Source organism: Pseudomonas sp. Irchel s3f7 (assembly GCF_900187615.1).
Lineage (GTDB): Bacteria > Pseudomonadota > Gammaproteobacteria > Pseudomonadales > Pseudomonadaceae > Aquipseudomonas.
Genome location: NZ_FYDO01000001.1, coordinates 13,583 through 32,330, shown reverse-complemented (window position 1 = coordinate 32,330; position 18,748 = coordinate 13,583). Strand labels below are relative to the sequence as shown.

The following is an 18,748-nucleotide window of genomic DNA, read 5'->3' as shown; positions in this document are numbered from 1 at the left end:
TCACTCCGAAGCGTTGGCGTTTGACGGCGATAGGCGCGTCAAACCAGTGAAACCCGCCAGCGTCAGGCTGCCATCGGCGGCCTGGATAACACTGGAGACGGGCTTGCCGAGCGGTTTGCCATAGGGCACGAGCGTTGCACCGGGCTGGCTGTTGGTGCGAAACAAGGCGCCGCTCTGATTGACCAGCAACAACTGGCCGTCGTCGGTACGGATGGCATCGCTGAAAGACACCGGCATCGAGACCGGCGCAGGCTGGAAGCTCTGGCCCAGGTCGCGGGAGGCAAACGCATTGCCCTTCAACCCGGCCACCAGCAGCACACCGTCGTCGCGCATTTGCACGGTGAAAAAACTCCCCATGTAAGGGCTTTCCAACTGCGTGAATGATTGGCCCGCATCGTCGGAGCGCGCGAGGTAGCCCTGCTCGCCGGCGAGGAACCAGTGTTGCCCCTGTTGAGTGATCGCGGACAAATGCGCGCCCGTGGGGTTATCGATTTGCCCCGCGATGGATTGCCAGGTGGAGCCGCCATCGTCGGTGCGAAAGGCCAGGCCGTACGCCCCTACAATCAAGCCGTGTCGGGCGTCGACGAACTGCACGGCCAGAAACGGTTTGTCAGCCCCGTCACCCACCAGTCTTTCAGCCGTTTGCACACGCGCGGCGGCGGCATCCTGGTCGTTGGCCAAAGGCAGTTGTTGGCGCGCGGCAGCCAACTCAAGCTGTGCGGCACGCAGGCCATCCAGTTGCACCACCCAGTGCTCACCTCCGTCACGCGATGCCAATACAACACCCGCATGCCCGACGGCCCAGCCCGTCTGGGCGTCGACGAATTGCACCGCCGTAAGGCTGACCGAGACCGGCACTGCCGCTTGACGCCAGCTGACGCCGTTGTCATCGGACAGCAACACAATGCCCCGCTCACCCACCGCCACCAGCCGTGCGCCCGCCCGTGCCAGGTCCAGCAGCACCGCAGATTTCGCTTGCGGCGCCTGCATCGCCGGCGTTTCGAGTGCGTCGCCCACCGTAGCGGCGTGCGCGTGGCACAACGGCAAAGCCATAAGGCACATCAGCCGACCCACCACCTGACAGAATCTGTTCATTACCGACCTCGACAAACCTTTTGAAACCGGATCGCGATTCGCAAACCGCGATCCGGTCCGTCTCAACGAACCCCGGCACCCGCCATCGCCGCCGGCGAAAACTCGGAGGCCTTGTAGCGATCCACGATGCCGTACTGCTCGGGCTGACCGGTGTAGACGTTCTGGATAAACCAGGCGCCGGAGGTCAGGTCGTAAAAGCCCGAAGACAATTGCGCTTGCGCAGGCAGGTCCGGGAGTACTGCCGGCAACGACCACAGGGTCTTGGCCAGTTGACCATTGGCGTCCCAACGGTCGCCGAGCATGGCTTGCCAGGTGTCCTCATCGAGGTAATAACGACCCTTCGGCAACTGATGGCGCTTGCCCGGTGCCAGGTCCGCTTCCACAACCCACACTCGGTGCAATTCCCAGCGCACGTAATCCGGGTTCATGTGGTGAGCGAGAAACAGGTCTTCAGGTTTGGCAGCGGCCTGAACTTTGTTGGTGTTGTAGGGGATGTACATCTCCTGCTTGCCCACCAGCTTCCAGTTGAAGCGGTCCATGCGACCCTGGAATACGCTCAACTCGTCGAACGACATCACCCCGGCAGTCGCCGGCGTCGGCGTGTCGCAGCAGGCATTCGGCAGCTTGCGCACGCGACGTTGGCCGGTCAGGTAAACGTGCGCCTGGGACAGGTCGCCGTTGATGTTGGTACGGCCCATGATCTGTTCACCGGCGCGCAATGGCGGACCGACGTTGAGCAGTCGGAACATCCAGTAGTCACCGGCAAAGGACTCCGGTGTCCCTTCCTGGTAGTAATACGGCATCTCCTGAATGGCCTTACCGTCAGTGGTCATGACCTGCTTGCCGTCGGCGGTCATCAGGTAGTGACGAAAATGCATCGACACCGAGGTACCGCGCCAATTCAACACGTGGTTCCACATGGCTTCGGCGCCGTTTTGCGGGATCGGAAACGGGATGCCGCCAAAGGCGCCTTCGGGTACCGGGCCGGCGCTGCTATCCACCAGCTTGGCGCGGGTGGCATTTTTCAGGGTGTTGTCATACACCCACTGCGGCGCGGCAGCGGTGCGGCGTGTCGGGTAAACGTCGATGCGATACGTGTCCGGGAAACGCTTGAACATTTCCTTGGTGCCGTCGCTGAGTTTGCCGGCGTATTGCGCAAGGTTCTTCGAGGTAATGCTGAACAGCGGTTTGTCCGCCGCGAACGGGTCGGTACGCTTGCCGCCTTCCTTGAACGACGGATCGACTTTGGTGTAACCACCGTCCCAGGCGGGAATGGAGCCGTCGGCGTTACCGGCGCGCTCGGCCCCGAAGGGTGTCAGGCTTTTCGAGAGTTTGGCCGCGTCTTCAGCCGTCGCCGCCAGTGTCACTTGGCTGCAAATGGCCAGGCTGCCGAGCAGTGCCAGGCAAAGGGCTTTGAGCTTGAAGGCTCCGGATTTCTTGTTGTAGGTCATGCGCAAGTCCTCTTAAAACGTGGTCTTGACGGAGAAAGCCAGGTAGTCCCGGTCTTTCAGCGATTGCTTGTAATTGAACTGGCTGGCCGCGTTGAGGTTGGTGTCCTCGGCGCCGTAGTAATGCGTGTAGGTCAGGCCGGCGGTGACGCGATCCAGGTAAGTGGCGGTGATGCCGATGTTCATGTCGCCGCCGTTATCCGGGCCAAAGGAGCTGACAACGGCCGACTTGCCCAACGGGAAATAGCTGACGCCGATTGGAATGCTGATATCGATGCCGGAGAAAAACTGGCGGTAGGTCGGGGTGTAAACCATCTTGAATCCGAGGCCGTCATCAGTGGCGTTGGGGTCAAGCGCAGCGCGGTTTTTCGTGACGCTCAGCAGTCGGTTCCAGGCGATCTCACCGACCAGTCCCGATTCCCTGGCAATGAAGTTGGGGCCGAACGAAGCCAACACGTTGAGGTTGACGTGAGCGGTACGACCCACGGCGTACAGGGCATCGTCATCGTTATCGGCGACAACGCCCGGCAAGACGGTTTGACCGTTGGAAACCAGCGGCATGTTCCAGCGCATCGACGCTTCACCGGCAAAGCTGTACTCATCGACGGTGGTCGAAAAACTGGTACCGAATGCGCGAATGTCTTCCGGGTAAACCCAGTAGTACTCGCCGATCTGGCCCGTGCTGAAATTCGGTGCACCGCTGTTGGGCTTGAGGTAAAGCTTGGGGGTTTTGTCGTGGTACTGAATCGCGTACAGACCGTACTCGACGGTTTCCGCGCTGTACTTCAACTGCAGCCCGCCCTGCCCCGAACTCTTCGCCTCCTTGTCATTGCCGTGGAAAAACGCCGCCGGGCTGCCGGGATTGCCGCCGAGGAATGGGGGAAATGGCGCGCCCACGATCAAGCGTTCGTTGCCTTCACCAATGGTGTCGCTGGTGGAGAAGTAACTGCCGGCACCCGGCAGGCGCGTCTCCTCCCACTCCAGCTGGTAAAAGGCGCCGAGCGAGACGTCATCGGTCAGCTGGAAAGTCCCCGACAGTTGATTGACCGGCCGGGTGATTTCCTTGAACTGGGTGTTGGGTACGGACTGCGCTTTCACCACGTCGACCGGCGCCATGCCACCGGCAATGCCGTTGGCCCCGAAGAACAAGCTCTCGCCCCAGATCAAGCCGTGGCGGCCGGCGCGCACGGACGTGGCGTGATCGGCCAGCTCGCCGTTCCAGTACACGAATGCATCGAGCAACTCACCGTCACCGCCATGCAGATGACGGGTGTCATCGGTAAATTCGTCGTAGGCCACGGAACGGGCGTTGGCACGCGCCGGATCGTCGTTATCGTTGTCGTGCTGATATTCAGTGTCGTACCAGGCGGCGCCACTGAGGCGCGCGCCGACGTTTTTGAACGACATGTCCAGCTCGGAAAGGATGTCCGTGCGGTTAGAGATCAAGCCCTTTTTGAACGCCCGATCGCCGTCGTCCTGATTGAGCGCAACCCGCCCCTCACTTAGTTTGCTGCTGGGATCCTGGGCGCGCCATGCGGCGCTGTACTTGACGGTGTTGTCCCAACGCAGGCTGAAATCCGGATTGCCGGTATCCACCTGAAAGGCGTGTGCAGCCTGGCTGCACAGCACCAACGCTGCGGCCAACGAGAAACCAAAGGGTGCAGACATGCAGACCGGGCGGCGCGCAAGCGTCGCAGTCATGGAGCTAACCATCGCGTTAACCTCTTGTTTTTATAGTGGTAACTGCTGTGGGTGACGGCCCTGTCGAATCAGATCGGCTCAGCCGTGCGCGCAAGCATTTGCTTGACCAGGCCGATGCGGTCGAACTCGCGGTCGTGTTGCATTTCCTTGTCGCCCGCCAGCACCGAGCTTTCGCTGATGAACTTGCAGCGTTCGAAACGGCGTTCCATGAAACGCTGGAGAATTTGCTCAATACTGCCGTCGCCGGTCAGTTCTTCACTGAGCACGATGGCATCTTCTATCGCCATGCCCGCCCCCTGCCCCAGGTGTGGTGTCGTCGCATGGGCGGCGTCGCCGATCAACAAAACGCGGCCGCGGTACCAAGGCTCATTGACGAAAACCACTTCCATTGGCTTGTAAACCACTTGGCTGCTGTCGGTGATTTGTTCACGTAACTGGCCGACCAGGCCGGTAAAGCCTTGCAAGCGCTGACGCATCTGCTCGGCCAGCGTCTGCGGGTCCATCCAGGGATTGGATGGTTCGTGGGAGGTGAGGAACAGGTACATCAAGTCACCGGCCAGCGGCACCAGGCCAGCGTTGCCGTCAGCACTCTGGTAGTTGGCGAGGTGATCGATTTGCGGGTCGCGCGGGAAGTTGTAGCGCCATACCGATTGGCCGGTAAACCTGGGCGTGTACGTGTCACCAAACAGCAAATCGCGCACTTTGGAGAACAAACCATCGGCCCCCACCACCAGGTCATAACGACCGTGGCTGCCGTCGGTGAACAACACGTCGACGCTGTCGTCCTGGTCATTCAGGGTTTCTACGCTGAGTCCAAGGCGTACTTTGGCGCCCAGTTCCAGGGCCGTTTCACTGAGGACTTTATGCAGTGCCAGGCGTGAGATACCGACGTTCGCCGGGTAGGCAGGCCCAGCCAGGCGCTGACCCGGGATGCGTGCCAATTGCTGACCGGCCGGGCCATAGATGGCGACGTCTTCAAAGGCATACGCCGCATCGAGATAACCGTCGAGCACGCCCAGCTTGGCCATTTCGCGAACGACGTTGCTTTGCTGGATGATCCCGACACCGTAAACGGTCCATTCTGACTTGAGTTCGATCAGGTCGACTTCAATGCCCTTGCGCCGCAGTGCGATGGCTGCACACAAGCCGCCAATACCACCGCCCACGATCAGAACTTTGTTCACTGCACTCATGGTGTACTCACTTTTTATTCTTGTGATTCGATGCAGCGCCGGGCACTGCGTCGTTAGGTCCAGCTTCTCGTCAAAGCAGGGATTTGACTAATCGCGAGTAGGGATGCGATGTATCGCCAAACGCGATACCTCATCCGCCCCTGATATCGCCGTCTTTACAGGTATTTCCAACACCACCCAGCCCTCCTCCAGACGCCATGACAGCGCGTCCAGCCGTTGGCCCAGACACGGGCCGTAGACACATTCGCCGGTGTCCGGAAGGAACTGCGCACCGTGGGCGTAACAGACGATCAACTGACCGTCAGCCGACAAAAACCGGTCCTTGCGGTACTCCAGGCGTACATCGAGATGCGGGCAACTGTTGCGATAAATCCGCACCTGCCCTTCGTGCACCAGTGCAAAAACTGTGTCCCTGCCGCACTGCGATGGATCGAATCCGCGCGCCTGCCCTTCTGCCAATTCGTCCATCCGGCACAGGAAAAAATCGCTGTGGTCCATGACAGAAACCTTTGTAGGAGCGAGCCTGCTCGCGAAAAACCTGAGAGCACCGCGGGGCATCAGGCTCCCCGCATCATCGTTTGCCTCCATCGCGAGCTTGCTCGTTCCTACCGGGGCGGACCGCCCGGCGCCCATTTTTCTTTCGAGGTGAACAGGAACAACTGCGAGTTATCCGCCGACAGTGGTGCGCGGCGCGCCTCCCAGGCGTCATCGTGTTTGTCCATGTCGGCGTCGTATTCGATGTGGCAGCCCAGCGGACTGTTGAAGTACCAGAACCAGTTGGAACCAAAGAGATGACGGCCAGGGCCCCAGAAACTGGTCCAGCCTTTTTGTTCGAAGCGTGTACCGGCCAACAACACTTCAGTGCCACTGCCCATGTGAAAAGTGAAGTGTTCGCAGCCCTTCATGTGCGGCGGAGTCTGGATCATGAACAGGCAATGGTGGTCATCGGACCCCGCCGGACGCATGAATGGCCCTGCCCCGATGAAAGTGTCGGTGGTTCGAAAACCCAGGCGCTCGGCGTAGAAGGCTTCGGCCTTGGCGGCATCCGGGACGAAATACACCACGTGCGACAGCGTGCGCGGCGTGGCGCTCATCTCGAGGGTGATGCCCGGTTGGTTAAGCGGACGTTGTGGCGCGTGGCCGGCGGCGTTGGTCAAATCGTCTGGCGCGACGTAGGACTTGCGGACGGTGACCTGGAAAGCGATGGCAAACCCCATGTCGTCGACGCTGTGCAGCACGCCGTTTTCTCGGGTGACCTGACGGTCTCGCGCCAACTCGTCTTCGATGGCGTCGAGGTCAGCCACGCTGGCAACGCCGTAAACGGTTTCGCGAATCGACGGCGCCGGGCCGATGGCAATCGGTAGCGTCGGATCGTCCGCACGGCGAATGATTACGGCCGTACCGTCCAATGCTTCAAAACGCCCACCGCTGCTGTCGACGTCAACCGGCGCGAGGCCGTAATCACGCAGGCAATCGGTACAGGCTTGGATGTCATCGACGCCAAAGATCAGGGCATCAAGGCCAATGATGTTCATCGCTACCACTCCATTGAAATTAGTATCCGGAAGCAGGCACTGGCGGCTCGCAAGCGCACTCAGCGATGCATGGAATCCGGTGGTGGTGTCGGCAACAAGGCCGACTGCGGCGAAGATTGCCGTGCGGTTTGGCAGTTGACTAATCGCGAGTGAGGATGCGACCTATCGGCAAACGCGATACCTGAGTGCGCGGGATAACGGCAGACGGACGGGGTTGACGGAACGATGAATTAACCGGAATGTATCGCGAAAATAAATACAAAAGCGGATATGCCTGATGCGTTTCAACCACTTGGACCTGAACCTGTTGGTCGCACTCGATGTATTGCTTGAAGAGCAGAACATCACCCGTGCCGCCGAACGCCTGCACATGACGCAGTCCGCCACCAGTGGGGTATTGGGACGCCTGCGAACCTATTTCGAAGACGAATTGCTCGTGCAAGTGGGGCGTAAAATGCAGCCAACGCCTTACGCGCAAGAGCTTGCCAAACCCATCCGTGAAGTGCTGCTGACGATCCAGTCGTCGATCACTGCCAAGCCGGTGTTCGACCCTACGACCAGCAAACGTCATTTCCGCCTGGTGACTTCGGACTACCTGATCAGCGTGCTGTTTGCCCAGGTGATACAGAAGATCCATCAGGAAGCGCCCAACATCACCTTCGAAATGATCGGCCCCGGAGACAGTTCCGCTGATTTGTTGATTCGTGGCGAGGTCGATCTGATGATCGTGCCTGAGCGCTACATCATCGAAGGTCACCCTCACCAGTTGTTGTTCGAAGAAGAGCACGTCTGCGTCGTCTGGCAGGGCAATACCCAGGTCGGCGACAGCCTGACCCTTGAGCAGTACATGGACATGGGCCATGTCTCTGTCGGTTTTGGTCGCAGCCGGCACTTGAGCATCGAAGAGTGGTTCATGAACCAGTACGGTTTCAACCGCCGCATCGAAGTCATCACCAACGACTTCAACACCCTGCCGCAACTGGTCGTCGGTACCCAGCGCATCGCCACCATGCACCAACGTCTGGCACGGTTGTACGCCGAGCATTTGCCGCTGCGCATCCTCAATCCACCGGTAAAGATTCCGGTCATGTGCGAGTTCATGCTCTGGCACCGCAGCGTCGACGGTGACCCCATGCACCGCTGGCTGCGCGAACGCATCAGCGCATTCATCCAGCATCTTGAACACGATCATATCGCCGCTCGCGATACCTCCCATCCGGAGTCACGATTGGCTAATTAGCCGGGGCGTCCTTAACGTGCCTTGTGAACGACAAGGCAACCACAAGGACAACAACAACCATGTTCCGTTACTTCCCGACCAATTACGTATGGAATCTCTCCGTCGACCTGGCCATCGAGATGGGCGCCCGTATGGGCGAAATTGAAGAGATGTGCGCACCGCTACAGGAAGCCGCCCAGCAACCCGATGCTGCTGGAACCAAGGCGTTTCGCGAAACCTGGGCAAAGATGGCCGACAAACTCTGCGGCCTTGCTGAAGAAGATGAAGGCAATGGCCGACTGCTGTCTGCTGGTGAAAAGTACAACCGCGCCGCCACCTACTACCTGACCTGCGAACGTTTGCAAGCCCACGGCGCGCCGGGCCGGACAGAGCTGTACCAGCGTTTTCTGCAGACGTTCAAACGCGGTATCGAACTGTCTCGCGAGAACTGTGAGCGCGTAGAAATCCCCTACGAGGGCAAACATATTTCCGGTTTACTGGTACGTGCCGAAGGCGTGACCGGTCCGGCCCCGATCCTGGTGCAGGTCAATGGACTGGATTCGACCAAAGAAATGAAATATCGCGTCGGGCTGCCAGCGTGGCTGGCGAAGCGCGGTATTTCATCATTGATCATCGATCAGCCCGGCACAGGAGAAGCGCTGCGATTGCACAATCTGGTCGCCCGTTTCGACAGCGAGCATTGGGCCAGTCGGGTGGTCGACTGGCTGGAAAGCCGTAGCGACGTGGATGCCAAACGTATTGGCCTGGAGGGCGTCTCGCTCGGCGGCTATTACTGCCCGCGTGCGGTGGCGTTCGAACCACGGTTTGCGTGCGGTGTGGTGTGGGGCGCCAACCATGACTGGCGCGATGTGCAAAAACGTCGCCTGGAAAAAGAAGGCAGCTTCCCCGTTCCGCACTATTGGGCACACGTGTGCTGGGTGTGGGGAGCGAAAGATATGGATGAGTTCATGGCCATCTCCGAAAACGTGCACCTGGATGGCGTACTGGACCGGATCAAGGTTCCATTCCTGGTGACCCACGGTGAAAAGGACTCACAGATTCCATTGAAGTGGGCACATCGCACGTACGAGCAACTGATCAACAGCCCCAAACGCGAGCTTAAAATCTTCACCGAACGCGAAGGTGGCGTGCAGCATTCCAGCTTCGATAACAGCATCAACGCGGGCCAATACATCGCCGACTGGATTGCCGAAACATTAGGCGGCCACACCGCGTAACCTGCGTCCTCTACAAACTCGCTTGCCAGCGATGGCGATGTCACATTCGCCATCGCCAGCAAGCCGGCTCCTACCGATTTATGTGGTACCAAACAATCCGAACTCCCCCTCGATCCTGTAGGAGCTGGCTTGCCGGCGATGGCGTTTTGTCGAGCGCTGAACGAGCTCAGTTGGGTGCTCGAGGTACAGCAGCTATTGACGCCATCAATACGCGAGCATTGATGCAAGTTGCTGGTGGCATGCATGGCCCTGCCCTAGCCTCGCTTTGCATAACAACCCACACAGTGAAACGCCATGCCCGCCCTACACCTGAAATGCCAGACCCTGTTCGACGGTACCGGCCTGCAAACCCGTCAACAGCAAACCCTTATCGTGGAAAACGGCCTGCTGTCGTACGTCGGCCCGACCGCCCTCGCGCCGCCGACGCAACCGGGCGACACCCTGCTGGACGCCGGCGATAATTTTGTCATGCCGGGCCTGGTGGATGTGCACACCCATTTGGCCTTCGGCAACGCGCAGAGCGAAGAAGACATTGATATCTGGACCAGCGACGAGTTCCGTGCGCTGCGCGGCATGTTCTTCGCCCAACACGTGCTGGCCGCCGGTGTGACCAGCATGGTCTGCCCGGGCGATAGCGGCCAACTCAGCATCGCTGTGCGCAACGCAATCGCTGCCGGTTTGTTCGAAGGCCCGCGTATCGCCGCCAGCAGCCGGGTCATCACCAATCGACAGAGCCTCAACGACTGGTTTCCGAGTCGAGTAGGTGCTCCGGAGTATTTCACTGCGCGCCTGGTCACCAGTCGCAGCGAAGCGTTGGCTGAAATCCGCAAACAGGCCAAGGATGGCGTCGACCTGATCAAGATCGCCATGGACGGCACCCACCGCCGCCCGAACGGCGAAATCATCGCCGCGTTCACCGCCGAAGAAACCTATGAGATGGTCGAAGAAGCTCACCGCCTGGGCTGCAAAGTGGCGACCCACGCCTATGGCCGAGAAGCTGTGATGTACGCCGCACGCGCCGGTGTCGATCTGGTGTTCCATGCCTTCTACATGGACGACGACTGTATCGAGGCATTGCTCGAAGCCGGCAGTATTCTCGCGCCGACCATGACCTTCCCGCAAAACACCGTGGACTTCTGCCAACCCCACGATCCAGCCATCAGCACCGGTTATGCCGGTTACTGTGCCCGCACCCTGGAAGTCGGTTCGGCGGTGCTCAAACGTGCCAAGGCCGCTGGCGTGCCGTTCGCGTGTGGCAGCGACAGCGGTTTTGCGGTAACGCCCTATGGCGAGTGGCACGCTCGTGAGCTGGAACTGTTGGTCACCCGGCTGGGCTTCACCCCCGCAGAAGCGCTGTATGCCGCCACCAACGTCGGTGCGCGCTGCATGCCACGCGGTGAGACCATCGGCACCCTCGAAGTGGGCAAGCAAGCAGACTTCCTGTTGCTCGACGGTTCGCCGTTGCACGACATCCGCATCCTGCAAGACCGCTCTCGCCTTAAAGCCGTGTACAAGGCTGGCCAGTCCGTGCGCATGGAGCGCAGCCCCTACAACCCCAAACAGGTCTCTGATTTCAACTCGCTGAAATGGACTGATCTTTACACCCGGGACCGCGTGACCCAATTGGGCAAGTGGGCACAATGAGGACCAACGCCATGCAGCAACTCGACCTGATGACCGCCACCAACATCGCCAGCCATGCCATCCGCATCGCTCGGGAAACGGGCATCAACCCCCTTGCGGTGGCCGTGCTGGATGCTGCGGGTCATCCGCTGGCAGTCTTGCGTGATGAACATGCCAGTTTCCTTCGACCACAGATCGCCACCGGCAAGGCACGGGGTTGCTTGGGAATGGGCTTTGGCGGGCGCGAACTGGCCCGGCGCGCACAAGCGATGCCGGCGTTCTTCGACGCTATCAACAGCCTGACCGGCGGTGAGGTGATTCCCGTCGCCGGAGGCGTGTTGATTCGCAATGCCGAGGGACTGATTCTGGGTGCCATTGGCGTCAGCGGTGACACTTCAGACAACGACGAGCGCTGCGCTTTACAGGCTATTGAACAGGCTGCGCTGGTGGCGGATACCGGTGATCAGGTAGAGCACTGATCAAGCAACGCGGCCTGCTGCGATAACAGGCCGCGAAACCACACCATCGCCGGGTCATGATCTTGATAAGGGTGCCATTGCAATACCTGAACGGCATCAGGAAATGCCAGCGGTGCCGGGTGAATACGCAACGGATAATGTTGAGCGAAGCGCTGCGCCTGGCGGCGAAACACGGTGGCGATCCGGGCAGTACCGACGATGAATTCGGGCATCAACACAAAGCTTTCCAGGGCCACTGCCACTCGGCGATGAACGCCCGACTCATGCAAGTGCGCTGCATCCATCGCCAGATTTCGACCCTCGGCAAACTCGCGTACCACGTGCTCCGCCGCGCAATAGTCGGCCAGGCTCAAGCCTTCGGCGAACCGGGGTTGCCGAGCGCAGACGATGCAACAGAGCTCGTCGTTCATCAGCGGGATATGGGGGTAAGCCGGGTTCAATCGCCGCTGAGGCACAATCACACAATCGCTGCGGCGATAGTCGAGCGCTTCGCTGACCACGTCACTGTCACGCGGCACAGGCATGTCCCGCAGACTCAAGCGCACACCAGGTGCGATTCGGGCCAACTCAAGACTGACGGCTGGCAGCAGGACGCCAGCTACGTAGTCGGAAGCCACCAAAGTGAAGTGCCGAGTGCAACTGGCCGGTTCAAAATTGACCGGTGCATCGACAATCTCACGAGTCAGAGCCAACGCTTCACGCACTCTGGGAAGCAGTTCCAGACCCAACGCCGTGGGTTCCAGACGCCGTCCAATCTGGACCAGCAACGGATCGTTGAAATGCTCACGCAAACGTCCGAGCGCCGAACTGGTTGCCGACTGCCCCAGGCACAATCGCTCGGCGGCCCTGCTGACACTACATTCGCTCAACAAGGCGTCCAAGGCGACCAGCAGGTTCAAGTCAAGACGTCGATAACGCATGTCGTATCCAGTTTAAGTTTTCAGGTGTTTGAACTACGTCGCTGATCACACCCAGCGGGAGTGCTTCAGGTGTCGCGGTGAAACGCCCCTACCGCTTCACCAAGGCTGACGCTCAGGCGCTGCAAGTCGCCATTCGCTGTCTCCAGCCGAGCACACTCCTCGGCATTTTGCTCGACTACCCTGTCCACCTGCCCAAGCGCTGCATCGACTCGACAGGCTATGTCATGTTGCGATGCTGCAGCGTGGGCAATTCTCTGTCCGCTGTATTCAACTCGCGAGATGGCCTCGGTAGTCGCACCCAGGACCTGACTGGCGCGCACTGTCAGCTCAACGCCTTCGGCAGTCCGTCGCTGACTGTCGAAAAGACTGGTTGCTGTGTCGCCGGTGACCTTCCAGAGGCGTTGAATCATGCTATCAATCTCGCCTGTCGATGCTCGCGTTCGACTGGCGAGCACCCGAACCTCGTCGGCCACTACAGCAAAACCGCGACCCTGCTCACCGGCTCGCGCTGCTTCGATGGCGGCATTCAAGGCCAATAGATTGGTCTGTTCGGCGAGTGCGCTGATCACATCCAGCACACTGGTAATGGCCTGGCTTTCGCTTTGCAACAGTTGCATGGAACCCACACTGCTGGTCATTTCCCGCGATAGCTGCTGAAGGCTTTGACTCGCCTGTCGCACCAGGTCGTCGCCATGATGAATCAGCTTGCAAGCATCGCCCAGGCTCGCCTGGCTTCCCGCGACTTGCTGGTTGACCTGTGCCGCCGCTTGGGTCATATGCTGCATGGCCGCAACCACCTCGGCGGTCTGCTCGCGCTGTGCGCGCACACCCTGCCCTGTGCGATCGACCATTGCACCCAGCGAGACGGCCGCGGCGTCCAGTTGTTGCACGTCGCTGCCGATTCGCCCCACAAGATGGCGCAGCGCCTGCAACATCAGGTCAATAGCACTACCGAGCTGGCCCAACTCATCTTGTCGATCAAGCAGCGCGGGACGATCCTTCAGATTTCCCGCAGCCACCCGTTGCGCCAGACCCAGCATCATTTTCAGTGGCGAAACAATTGAACGCTGGATCAAAAGGCACGCGCCGATACTGAGCAACACGGCAAGCAGCACCATCACTGCAAGTTGCTGATCCAGACGTCTTTGGAGTAATTCATAAGATTGTGCAGCCCTCGCCCGCTCGGTTTCCAACACCATCGTCACTTGTTCAGCCGACACCGACATGCTCACTTGTTGCGCCATGGCCTGCTCACCGCTGCTGGCAAAACCCAGAAATGCCTCGCGGTACTCGGCCAACGCTGCACTGGCCTCATCCAGTGCTCGACGACGATCGCCATCGAGCTGCGAATTCAGACTGCCTAGCGCGCTGGCAAGCTCATTCACCCGGTTCACCCAATCGTCCCGATAACGGTTTTGCGGATCGAGGGAAAAATACAGCTCGCTGTCACGCAGATTGGCCAAGCGCTCGCGCAATGCCACCGCCTCTTCCAACTGCTGCATTGACTGCGCTTGGGGCAGCTGGTGTTGCTCAAGATTGAGGTTGATATCGTCTAATTGGTCGAGGAATACTTCGCTGAATCGCTGCCCTGTCGTTTCCGCCAGCACTTGCATACGCAGCCTCGCCCGAATCGCCTGGTAGCGCGCTTCGGCATAGGCCTGAAATGCCTTCAGGTAACGGTCGGATGACTGGACGAGCGTCTGCCTGAAACGCTCTCCCGAAAGAGCAAGCGACGGTCCGACTTGTAGTTGACGTAAAGAATCCTCGACCTGCGCAACCGATTCTCGTGACGGCAGCAAACCAAAATCCCGCTCGGCAAGCCGCGCCTGGGCAAGACTGGCTTTCTGGCGATCCAGCTCCCGTAACTGTGTGGTGCTTGATTGCGTTACCCGCACCGAATACCAAGCGGTGAGCGCCATGCCCATCGTGCAGATCAGGACCAGACCGAAGCCGAGCGTTAACTTGCCGCCGACACTGAGGCGGTTCAGCGAAGCACCCAATCGATGGACTCTCACTTGCTCGGCCTGTATGCGGCGATAGAGCGATCAGCCATCGAGTGAACCCCATTATTGTTTTAATCGGGGCAGGTTGACGTGACAGTGCGAAGCTGACCAATCGCTTGTGTGGATGCGACCCATCGGCAATCGCGATACCTGAAAGGCACTCGAGTTTCAGGCACCCAGATTCAAGCGTCTTCGGGGTCGTACTCGTTCACATTGGCGACCTGGGAATGCAGTCGGCCCAACAACTCGACGAGGGTGTCCACTTCCGAGGCAGATAGCTCGCTGAGCAGCCGCCGCTCACGTTCCAGTGCAACCTTCAGGACTCGCTCATGCAGGGCTTTGCCGCTGTCCGTCAGGCTGACGGTATAGCGCCGCGCATCCTTTGAATCGACCTGGCTGCAAATATGCCCGGCACCTTCCAGCGACTGCAATGAACGGCTGACCGCGCTCTTGTCGAGGCCGATCGTCTGGCAGATTCGGTTGGCGGTGATGTCATTTTCCACAGCAAGCATCGAAAGCATTCGCCATTCGACGACACCGATTCCGAAATGCTTGCGATAGCACTGCGATGCGCCTGAGGAGAGCTTGTTGGACAAGAAATTCAGCAGTGCCGGGACATAACGCGTGAGGTTCAGTTGGGATTCTGCAGACATTGAGCGAACACCTTGGATCGGCGGGGCCTTGGAATATTAGTTGACACCGCAACTAAATAATCGGAGGATTTCTCTACCGAACGTCACGGGCGATTCGCTGCATGATATGCCGCCGCCCTGCCTCATAAAAATAATTATCAGGTTTTGGTCATGAACCCCTTCAATCTCATCGCCTTCGTCTTTCTCGTGCCAGCACCCGGCTGATCCGTCCCCGGCCAGTGCTCTAACCGACGCTTTTTTTTCAGCAGCCACTTCAGTGTGGAGGGACAAGTCATGCTTCAAGTCAACGTCACCCGCAAAGCAGACGAAGCCGAAGGCATCTGCAGTTTCGAACTATGTGCCGCCGATGGCAGCACGCTGCCGGCGTTCGAGGCCGGCGCCCACATCGACATTCACATTGCCGATGGCCTCACCCGCCAATACTCCTTGTGCAACGACCCCAAGGAACGCCACCGCTACCTGATCAGCGTGCTCAAGGACCCGAGCTCCCGGGGCGGCTCCAGAGCCATGCACGAGCAGATTCAGTCTGGGCAAACACTCAGCATCAGCACTCCGCGCAATCTTTTCCCGCTTGATCACTCAGCCAAGCGACACCTGCTGTTTGGTGGAGGTATCGGTATCACGCCCATGCTGGCGATGGCCTGGGAGCTGTCACATCAAGGGGCCGATTTCGAACTGCACTACTGCTTCCGTTCGAGCCAGCGCGCAGCGTTCGTCACGATGCTTGCTGATACCCCATTCGCCGACCGCATAAAACTTCATGACGACAGTGGCCCCCAGATACAGAAGCTGGATGCGCCAGCCTTGCTCACGCCCTCCCACGCTGACACCCATCTGTATGTGTGCGGGCCGGCCGGTTTCATGAGCTACATCCTCGATTCAGCGCAGAACGCCGGGTGGCCGCAGGACCGGGTACACAAAGAATTCTTCGCTGCCGACCCTATCGATCAAAGCGCCAATGCATCGTTCGAAGTTGAACTGGCAAGCACTGGCCAGGTTTTTCAGATTCCTGCCGAGCGTACGGTGTTCGAAGTACTCGACGAGGCCGGCATAGAGATCGAGTCATCTTGCGAGCAAGGCGTCTGCGGAACGTGCGTCACTCGCGTACTGCGGGGCATACCCGAACACCGGGACAAGTTCCTGACAGTGGCCGAACACGCCGCAAACGACCGCTTTACCCCCTGCTGCTCTCGCGCCAAGTCATCACGCCTGGTGCTCGACCTGTGAATTCAAACAACAACATCAACCGTGCCTCCTGGAGAACACCATGAACACTTCCACTCTCCAAACGCTTGCCGAAGAAATCCCGGCGCCTGCCTTGCCCAGCTTTCCCCTCAACCAATGGTACGTCGCTGCCCTGGGTTGGGAGTTGAAGGACAAACCGGTAGGCCGGACATTACTCAACAAGCCTGTCGTGCTGTTTCGCAAGGCCAACGGCGAGGTCGCGGCATTGGAAGACCGCTGCTGCCACAGAGCATTGCCACTGTCGAACGGAACGCTGGAAGCGACCGGCATTCGTTGCGGTTATCACGGCCTGCTGTTCGATGACCATGGAAAATGCGTCGAAATCCCGGGGCAAGACAAGATCCCGAGCAAAGCCAAAGTGCCTGCGTATCACGTGCGTGAGCAGGACCAGATCGTCTGGATATGGTTTGGTAGCCAGGCTCAACCCGAGCCGATGTGTGAGCCGCCGACTTACTCCGTCCACAGCAGCGGCAAATACCTGTTCGACGGCAACGTCTACCACTACGACGCGCCTTATCAATTAATCCACGACAACCTCATGGACTTGAGTCATTTGGGGTATGTCCATCTGCGCACCATCGGTGGCAACGCCAGCATCCATATGAATGCGCGGATGAATGTGGAAAGTGAAGACAACGTCGTACGGGTCGTGCGCCATATGCCGGACTCTGTTCCACCGCCCACCTACACCGCCGCCTACCCCTTCAAAGGCAACGTGGACCGCTGGCAGGAAATCGAATTTCACGTCAGTCATCTGCGGATCTGGACCGGTGCGGTGGATGCCGGTACCGATTCACTGGATAACCCTGATCGCGGTGGCTTCCACATGCGCGGGTTCCACGGGGTAACGCCGGAAACCGACACCACCAGTCACTACTTCTGGACCATTGCCACCAACCCGGCGAGTGATCCAGAAACCATCAAGGCCAAGGTCGTTGAGCAAACCATCCTGACCTTCGATGAAGACAAGGAAGTGATCGAAGCCCAGTACCAGAACATGTGCCGGTTCGGCGCGCGTCCGATGATCGACATCCACGTCGATGTCGGCGCCAATCGCGCCCGCCGAATCATCGAGCAGCTTCGCCAATCCAGCGTTTGAGTCCTTCAGACCAAACTCAGGGCTCCAGGACATTTGCTGCCCCGAAGGCAGCATTTTGCAGCGCTACATAACAACAACTTCCTCGAGGAAAAAAGCATGTCTGGCAATCGTGGTGTGGTGTATCTCGGCGCTGGCAAGGTCGAAGTACAGAAAATCGACTATCCAAAAATGCAGGACCCGCGCGGTCGCAAGATCGAGCACGGGGTCATTCTCAAGGTGATTTCCACCAACATCTGCGGCTCCGACCAGCACATGGTGCGCGGCCGGACCACGGCAAAAACCGGCCTGGTGCTGGGCCACGAAATCACCGGTGAAGTGATCGAAAAAGGCAGTGACGTCGAGCACCTGAAAATCGGCGACCTGGTGTCCGTGCCATTCAACGTGGCATGCGGACGCTGCCGCTCTTGCAAAGAGCAACACACCGGTGTGTGCCTGACCGTCAACCCGGCCCGCGCCGGCGGTGCTTATGGTTATGTCGACATGGGCGACTGGACCGGCGGCCAGGCCGAATACGTGCTGGTGCCCTACGCCGATTTCAACCTGCTGAAACTGCCGGACCGCGACCGGGCCATGGAAAAAATCCGCGACCTGACCTGCCTCTCCGACATCCTGCCGACCGGTTATCACGGCGCGGTAACCGCAGGTGTTGGCCCGGGCAGCACCGTGTACATCGCCGGTGCCGGACCGGTCGGTCTGGCGGCGGCTGCATCCGCTCGCCTGCTGGGCGCGGCGGTGGTGATTATCGGCGACGTCAACACCGTGCGCCTGGCCCACGCCAAGGCCCAGGGTTTTGAAATCGTCGACCTGTCGAAAGACGCGCCGCTGCACGAACAGATCGCCGCGCTGCTCGGCGAACCGGAGGTGGATTGTGCGGTGGACTGCGTCGGCTTCGAAGCCCGCGGCCACGGTCATGACGGCGTCAAACACGAAGCACCGGCCACCGTTCTCAACTCGCTGATGGGCGTGGTGCGTGTGGCCGGCAAGATAGGTATCCCCGGCCTCTACGTCACCGAAGACCCAGGCGCCGCAGACGCCGCCGCGAAAATGGGCAGCCTGAGCATCCGCTTCGGTCTCGGTTGGGCCAAATCCCATAGTTTCCACACCGGCCAGACACCCGTGATGAAGTACAACCGCCAGTTGATGCAGGCAATCATGTGGAACCGCATCAACATCGCTGAAGTAGTCGGTGTGCAAGTCATCAGCCTGGATCAGGCGCCGGAAGGTTACGGCGAATTCGATGCCGGTGTGCCGAAGAAATTTGTGATTGACCCGCACAAGTCTTTCAGTGCGGCCTGAG

At 59.5% G+C, this 18,748-nt stretch carries 16 protein-coding genes; 7 read left to right on the top strand and 9 right to left on the bottom strand.

Annotated features, from left to right (window positions below):
- The 6 genes from CKW19_RS00140 to CKW19_RS00115 all read right to left on the bottom strand — a co-directional run bounded on the left by CKW19_RS00140 (position 1) and on the right by CKW19_RS00115 (position 6,972).
- The gene (locus CKW19_RS00140; RefSeq protein ID WP_095056005.1) at positions 1-1,095 is read right to left on the bottom strand and encodes a YCF48-related protein; all 1,095 of its coding nucleotides are present in this window, start codon (positions 1,093-1,095) and stop codon (positions 1-3) included.
- 62 nt (positions 1,096-1,157) lie between these two features.
- A complete protein-coding gene (locus CKW19_RS00135) occupies positions 1,158-2,546 on the bottom strand; it encodes a DUF1329 domain-containing protein (protein WP_095056004.1) in 1,389 nt (462 codons plus the stop codon).
- Between the two features lie 12 nt (positions 2,547-2,558).
- The gene (locus CKW19_RS00130; RefSeq protein WP_095056003.1) at positions 2,559-4,256 is read right to left on the bottom strand and encodes a DUF1302 domain-containing protein; all 1,698 of its coding nucleotides are present in this window, start codon (positions 4,254-4,256) and stop codon (positions 2,559-2,561) included.
- A gap of 56 nt (positions 4,257-4,312) precedes the next feature.
- Complete coding sequence (locus CKW19_RS00125; RefSeq protein WP_095056002.1) at positions 4,313-5,437, bottom strand: FAD-dependent oxidoreductase; 1,125 nt, start codon at positions 5,435-5,437, stop codon at positions 4,313-4,315.
- A gap of 87 nt (positions 5,438-5,524) precedes the next feature.
- Entirely contained in the window at positions 5,525-5,935 is a 411-nt protein-coding gene (locus CKW19_RS00120) for a Rieske 2Fe-2S domain-containing protein (RefSeq protein WP_095056239.1), read from the bottom strand.
- A 107-nt stretch (positions 5,936-6,042) separates the two neighbouring features.
- Positions 6,043-6,972: a VOC family protein gene (locus tag CKW19_RS00115; RefSeq protein WP_095056001.1), complete on the bottom strand. Its 930-nt coding sequence runs from the start codon at positions 6,970-6,972 to the stop codon at positions 6,043-6,045.
- Positions 6,973-7,249: 277 nt separating this feature from the next.
- On the opposite strand from CKW19_RS00115, the gene CKW19_RS00110 reads away from it, so the two are divergent.
- The 4 genes from CKW19_RS00110 to CKW19_RS00095 all read left to right on the top strand — a co-directional run bounded on the left by CKW19_RS00110 (position 7,250) and on the right by CKW19_RS00095 (position 11,531).
- Positions 7,250-8,212, top strand: coding sequence for a LysR family transcriptional regulator (locus CKW19_RS00110; protein ID WP_095056000.1), 963 nt, complete (start codon positions 7,250-7,252; stop codon positions 8,210-8,212).
- A gap of 59 nt (positions 8,213-8,271) precedes the next feature.
- The gene (locus tag CKW19_RS00105; protein WP_095055999.1) at positions 8,272-9,429 is read left to right on the top strand and encodes a S9 family peptidase; all 1,158 of its coding nucleotides are present in this window, start codon (positions 8,272-8,274) and stop codon (positions 9,427-9,429) included.
- A gap of 294 nt (positions 9,430-9,723) precedes the next feature.
- Positions 9,724-11,073: an amidohydrolase family protein gene (locus tag CKW19_RS00100; RefSeq protein ID WP_095055998.1), complete on the top strand. Its 1,350-nt coding sequence runs from the start codon at positions 9,724-9,726 to the stop codon at positions 11,071-11,073.
- An 11-nt stretch (positions 11,074-11,084) separates the two neighbouring features.
- A complete protein-coding gene (locus tag CKW19_RS00095; RefSeq protein ID WP_095055997.1) occupies positions 11,085-11,531 on the top strand; it encodes a heme-binding protein in 447 nt (148 codons plus the stop codon).
- Here the strand turns inward: CKW19_RS00095 and CKW19_RS00090 are convergent.
- The 3 genes from CKW19_RS00090 to CKW19_RS00080 form a co-directional block, all read right to left on the bottom strand.
- A complete protein-coding gene (locus CKW19_RS00090; protein WP_095055996.1) occupies positions 11,516-12,451 on the bottom strand; it encodes a LysR family transcriptional regulator in 936 nt (311 codons plus the stop codon). The two genes, CKW19_RS00095 and CKW19_RS00090, sit on opposite strands and share 16 nt — an antisense overlap.
- A gap of 65 nt (positions 12,452-12,516) precedes the next feature.
- On the bottom strand, positions 12,517-14,451 hold the full coding sequence (locus CKW19_RS00085) for a methyl-accepting chemotaxis protein (protein WP_095055995.1): 1,935 nt from the start codon (positions 14,449-14,451) through the stop codon (positions 12,517-12,519).
- Positions 14,452-14,636: 185 nt separating this feature from the next.
- Positions 14,637-15,107: a MarR family winged helix-turn-helix transcriptional regulator gene (locus CKW19_RS00080; protein WP_053160863.1), complete on the bottom strand. Its 471-nt coding sequence runs from the start codon at positions 15,105-15,107 to the stop codon at positions 14,637-14,639.
- Positions 15,108-15,380: 273 nt separating this feature from the next.
- Between CKW19_RS00080 and CKW19_RS00075 the strand changes: the two genes are divergently transcribed.
- From CKW19_RS00075 to fdhA, 3 genes are all read left to right on the top strand, one after another.
- Positions 15,381-16,334 (top strand): PDR/VanB family oxidoreductase, encoded by a 954-nt coding sequence (locus CKW19_RS00075; protein ID WP_095055994.1) that lies wholly within the window; start codon positions 15,381-15,383, stop codon positions 16,332-16,334.
- Positions 16,335-16,374: 40 nt separating this feature from the next.
- Positions 16,375-17,451, top strand: a complete 1,077-nt coding sequence (locus tag CKW19_RS00070) for an aromatic ring-hydroxylating dioxygenase subunit alpha (RefSeq protein ID WP_095055993.1) — start codon at positions 16,375-16,377, stop codon at positions 17,449-17,451.
- Positions 17,452-17,547: 96 nt separating this feature from the next.
- Positions 17,548-18,747 carry a formaldehyde dehydrogenase, glutathione-independent gene (gene fdhA, locus CKW19_RS00065; RefSeq protein ID WP_095055992.1) on the top strand — a complete coding sequence of 400 codons (1,200 nt, stop codon included), beginning with the start codon at positions 17,548-17,550 and terminating at the stop codon, positions 18,745-18,747.
- Position 18,748: the final 1 nt, after the last annotated feature.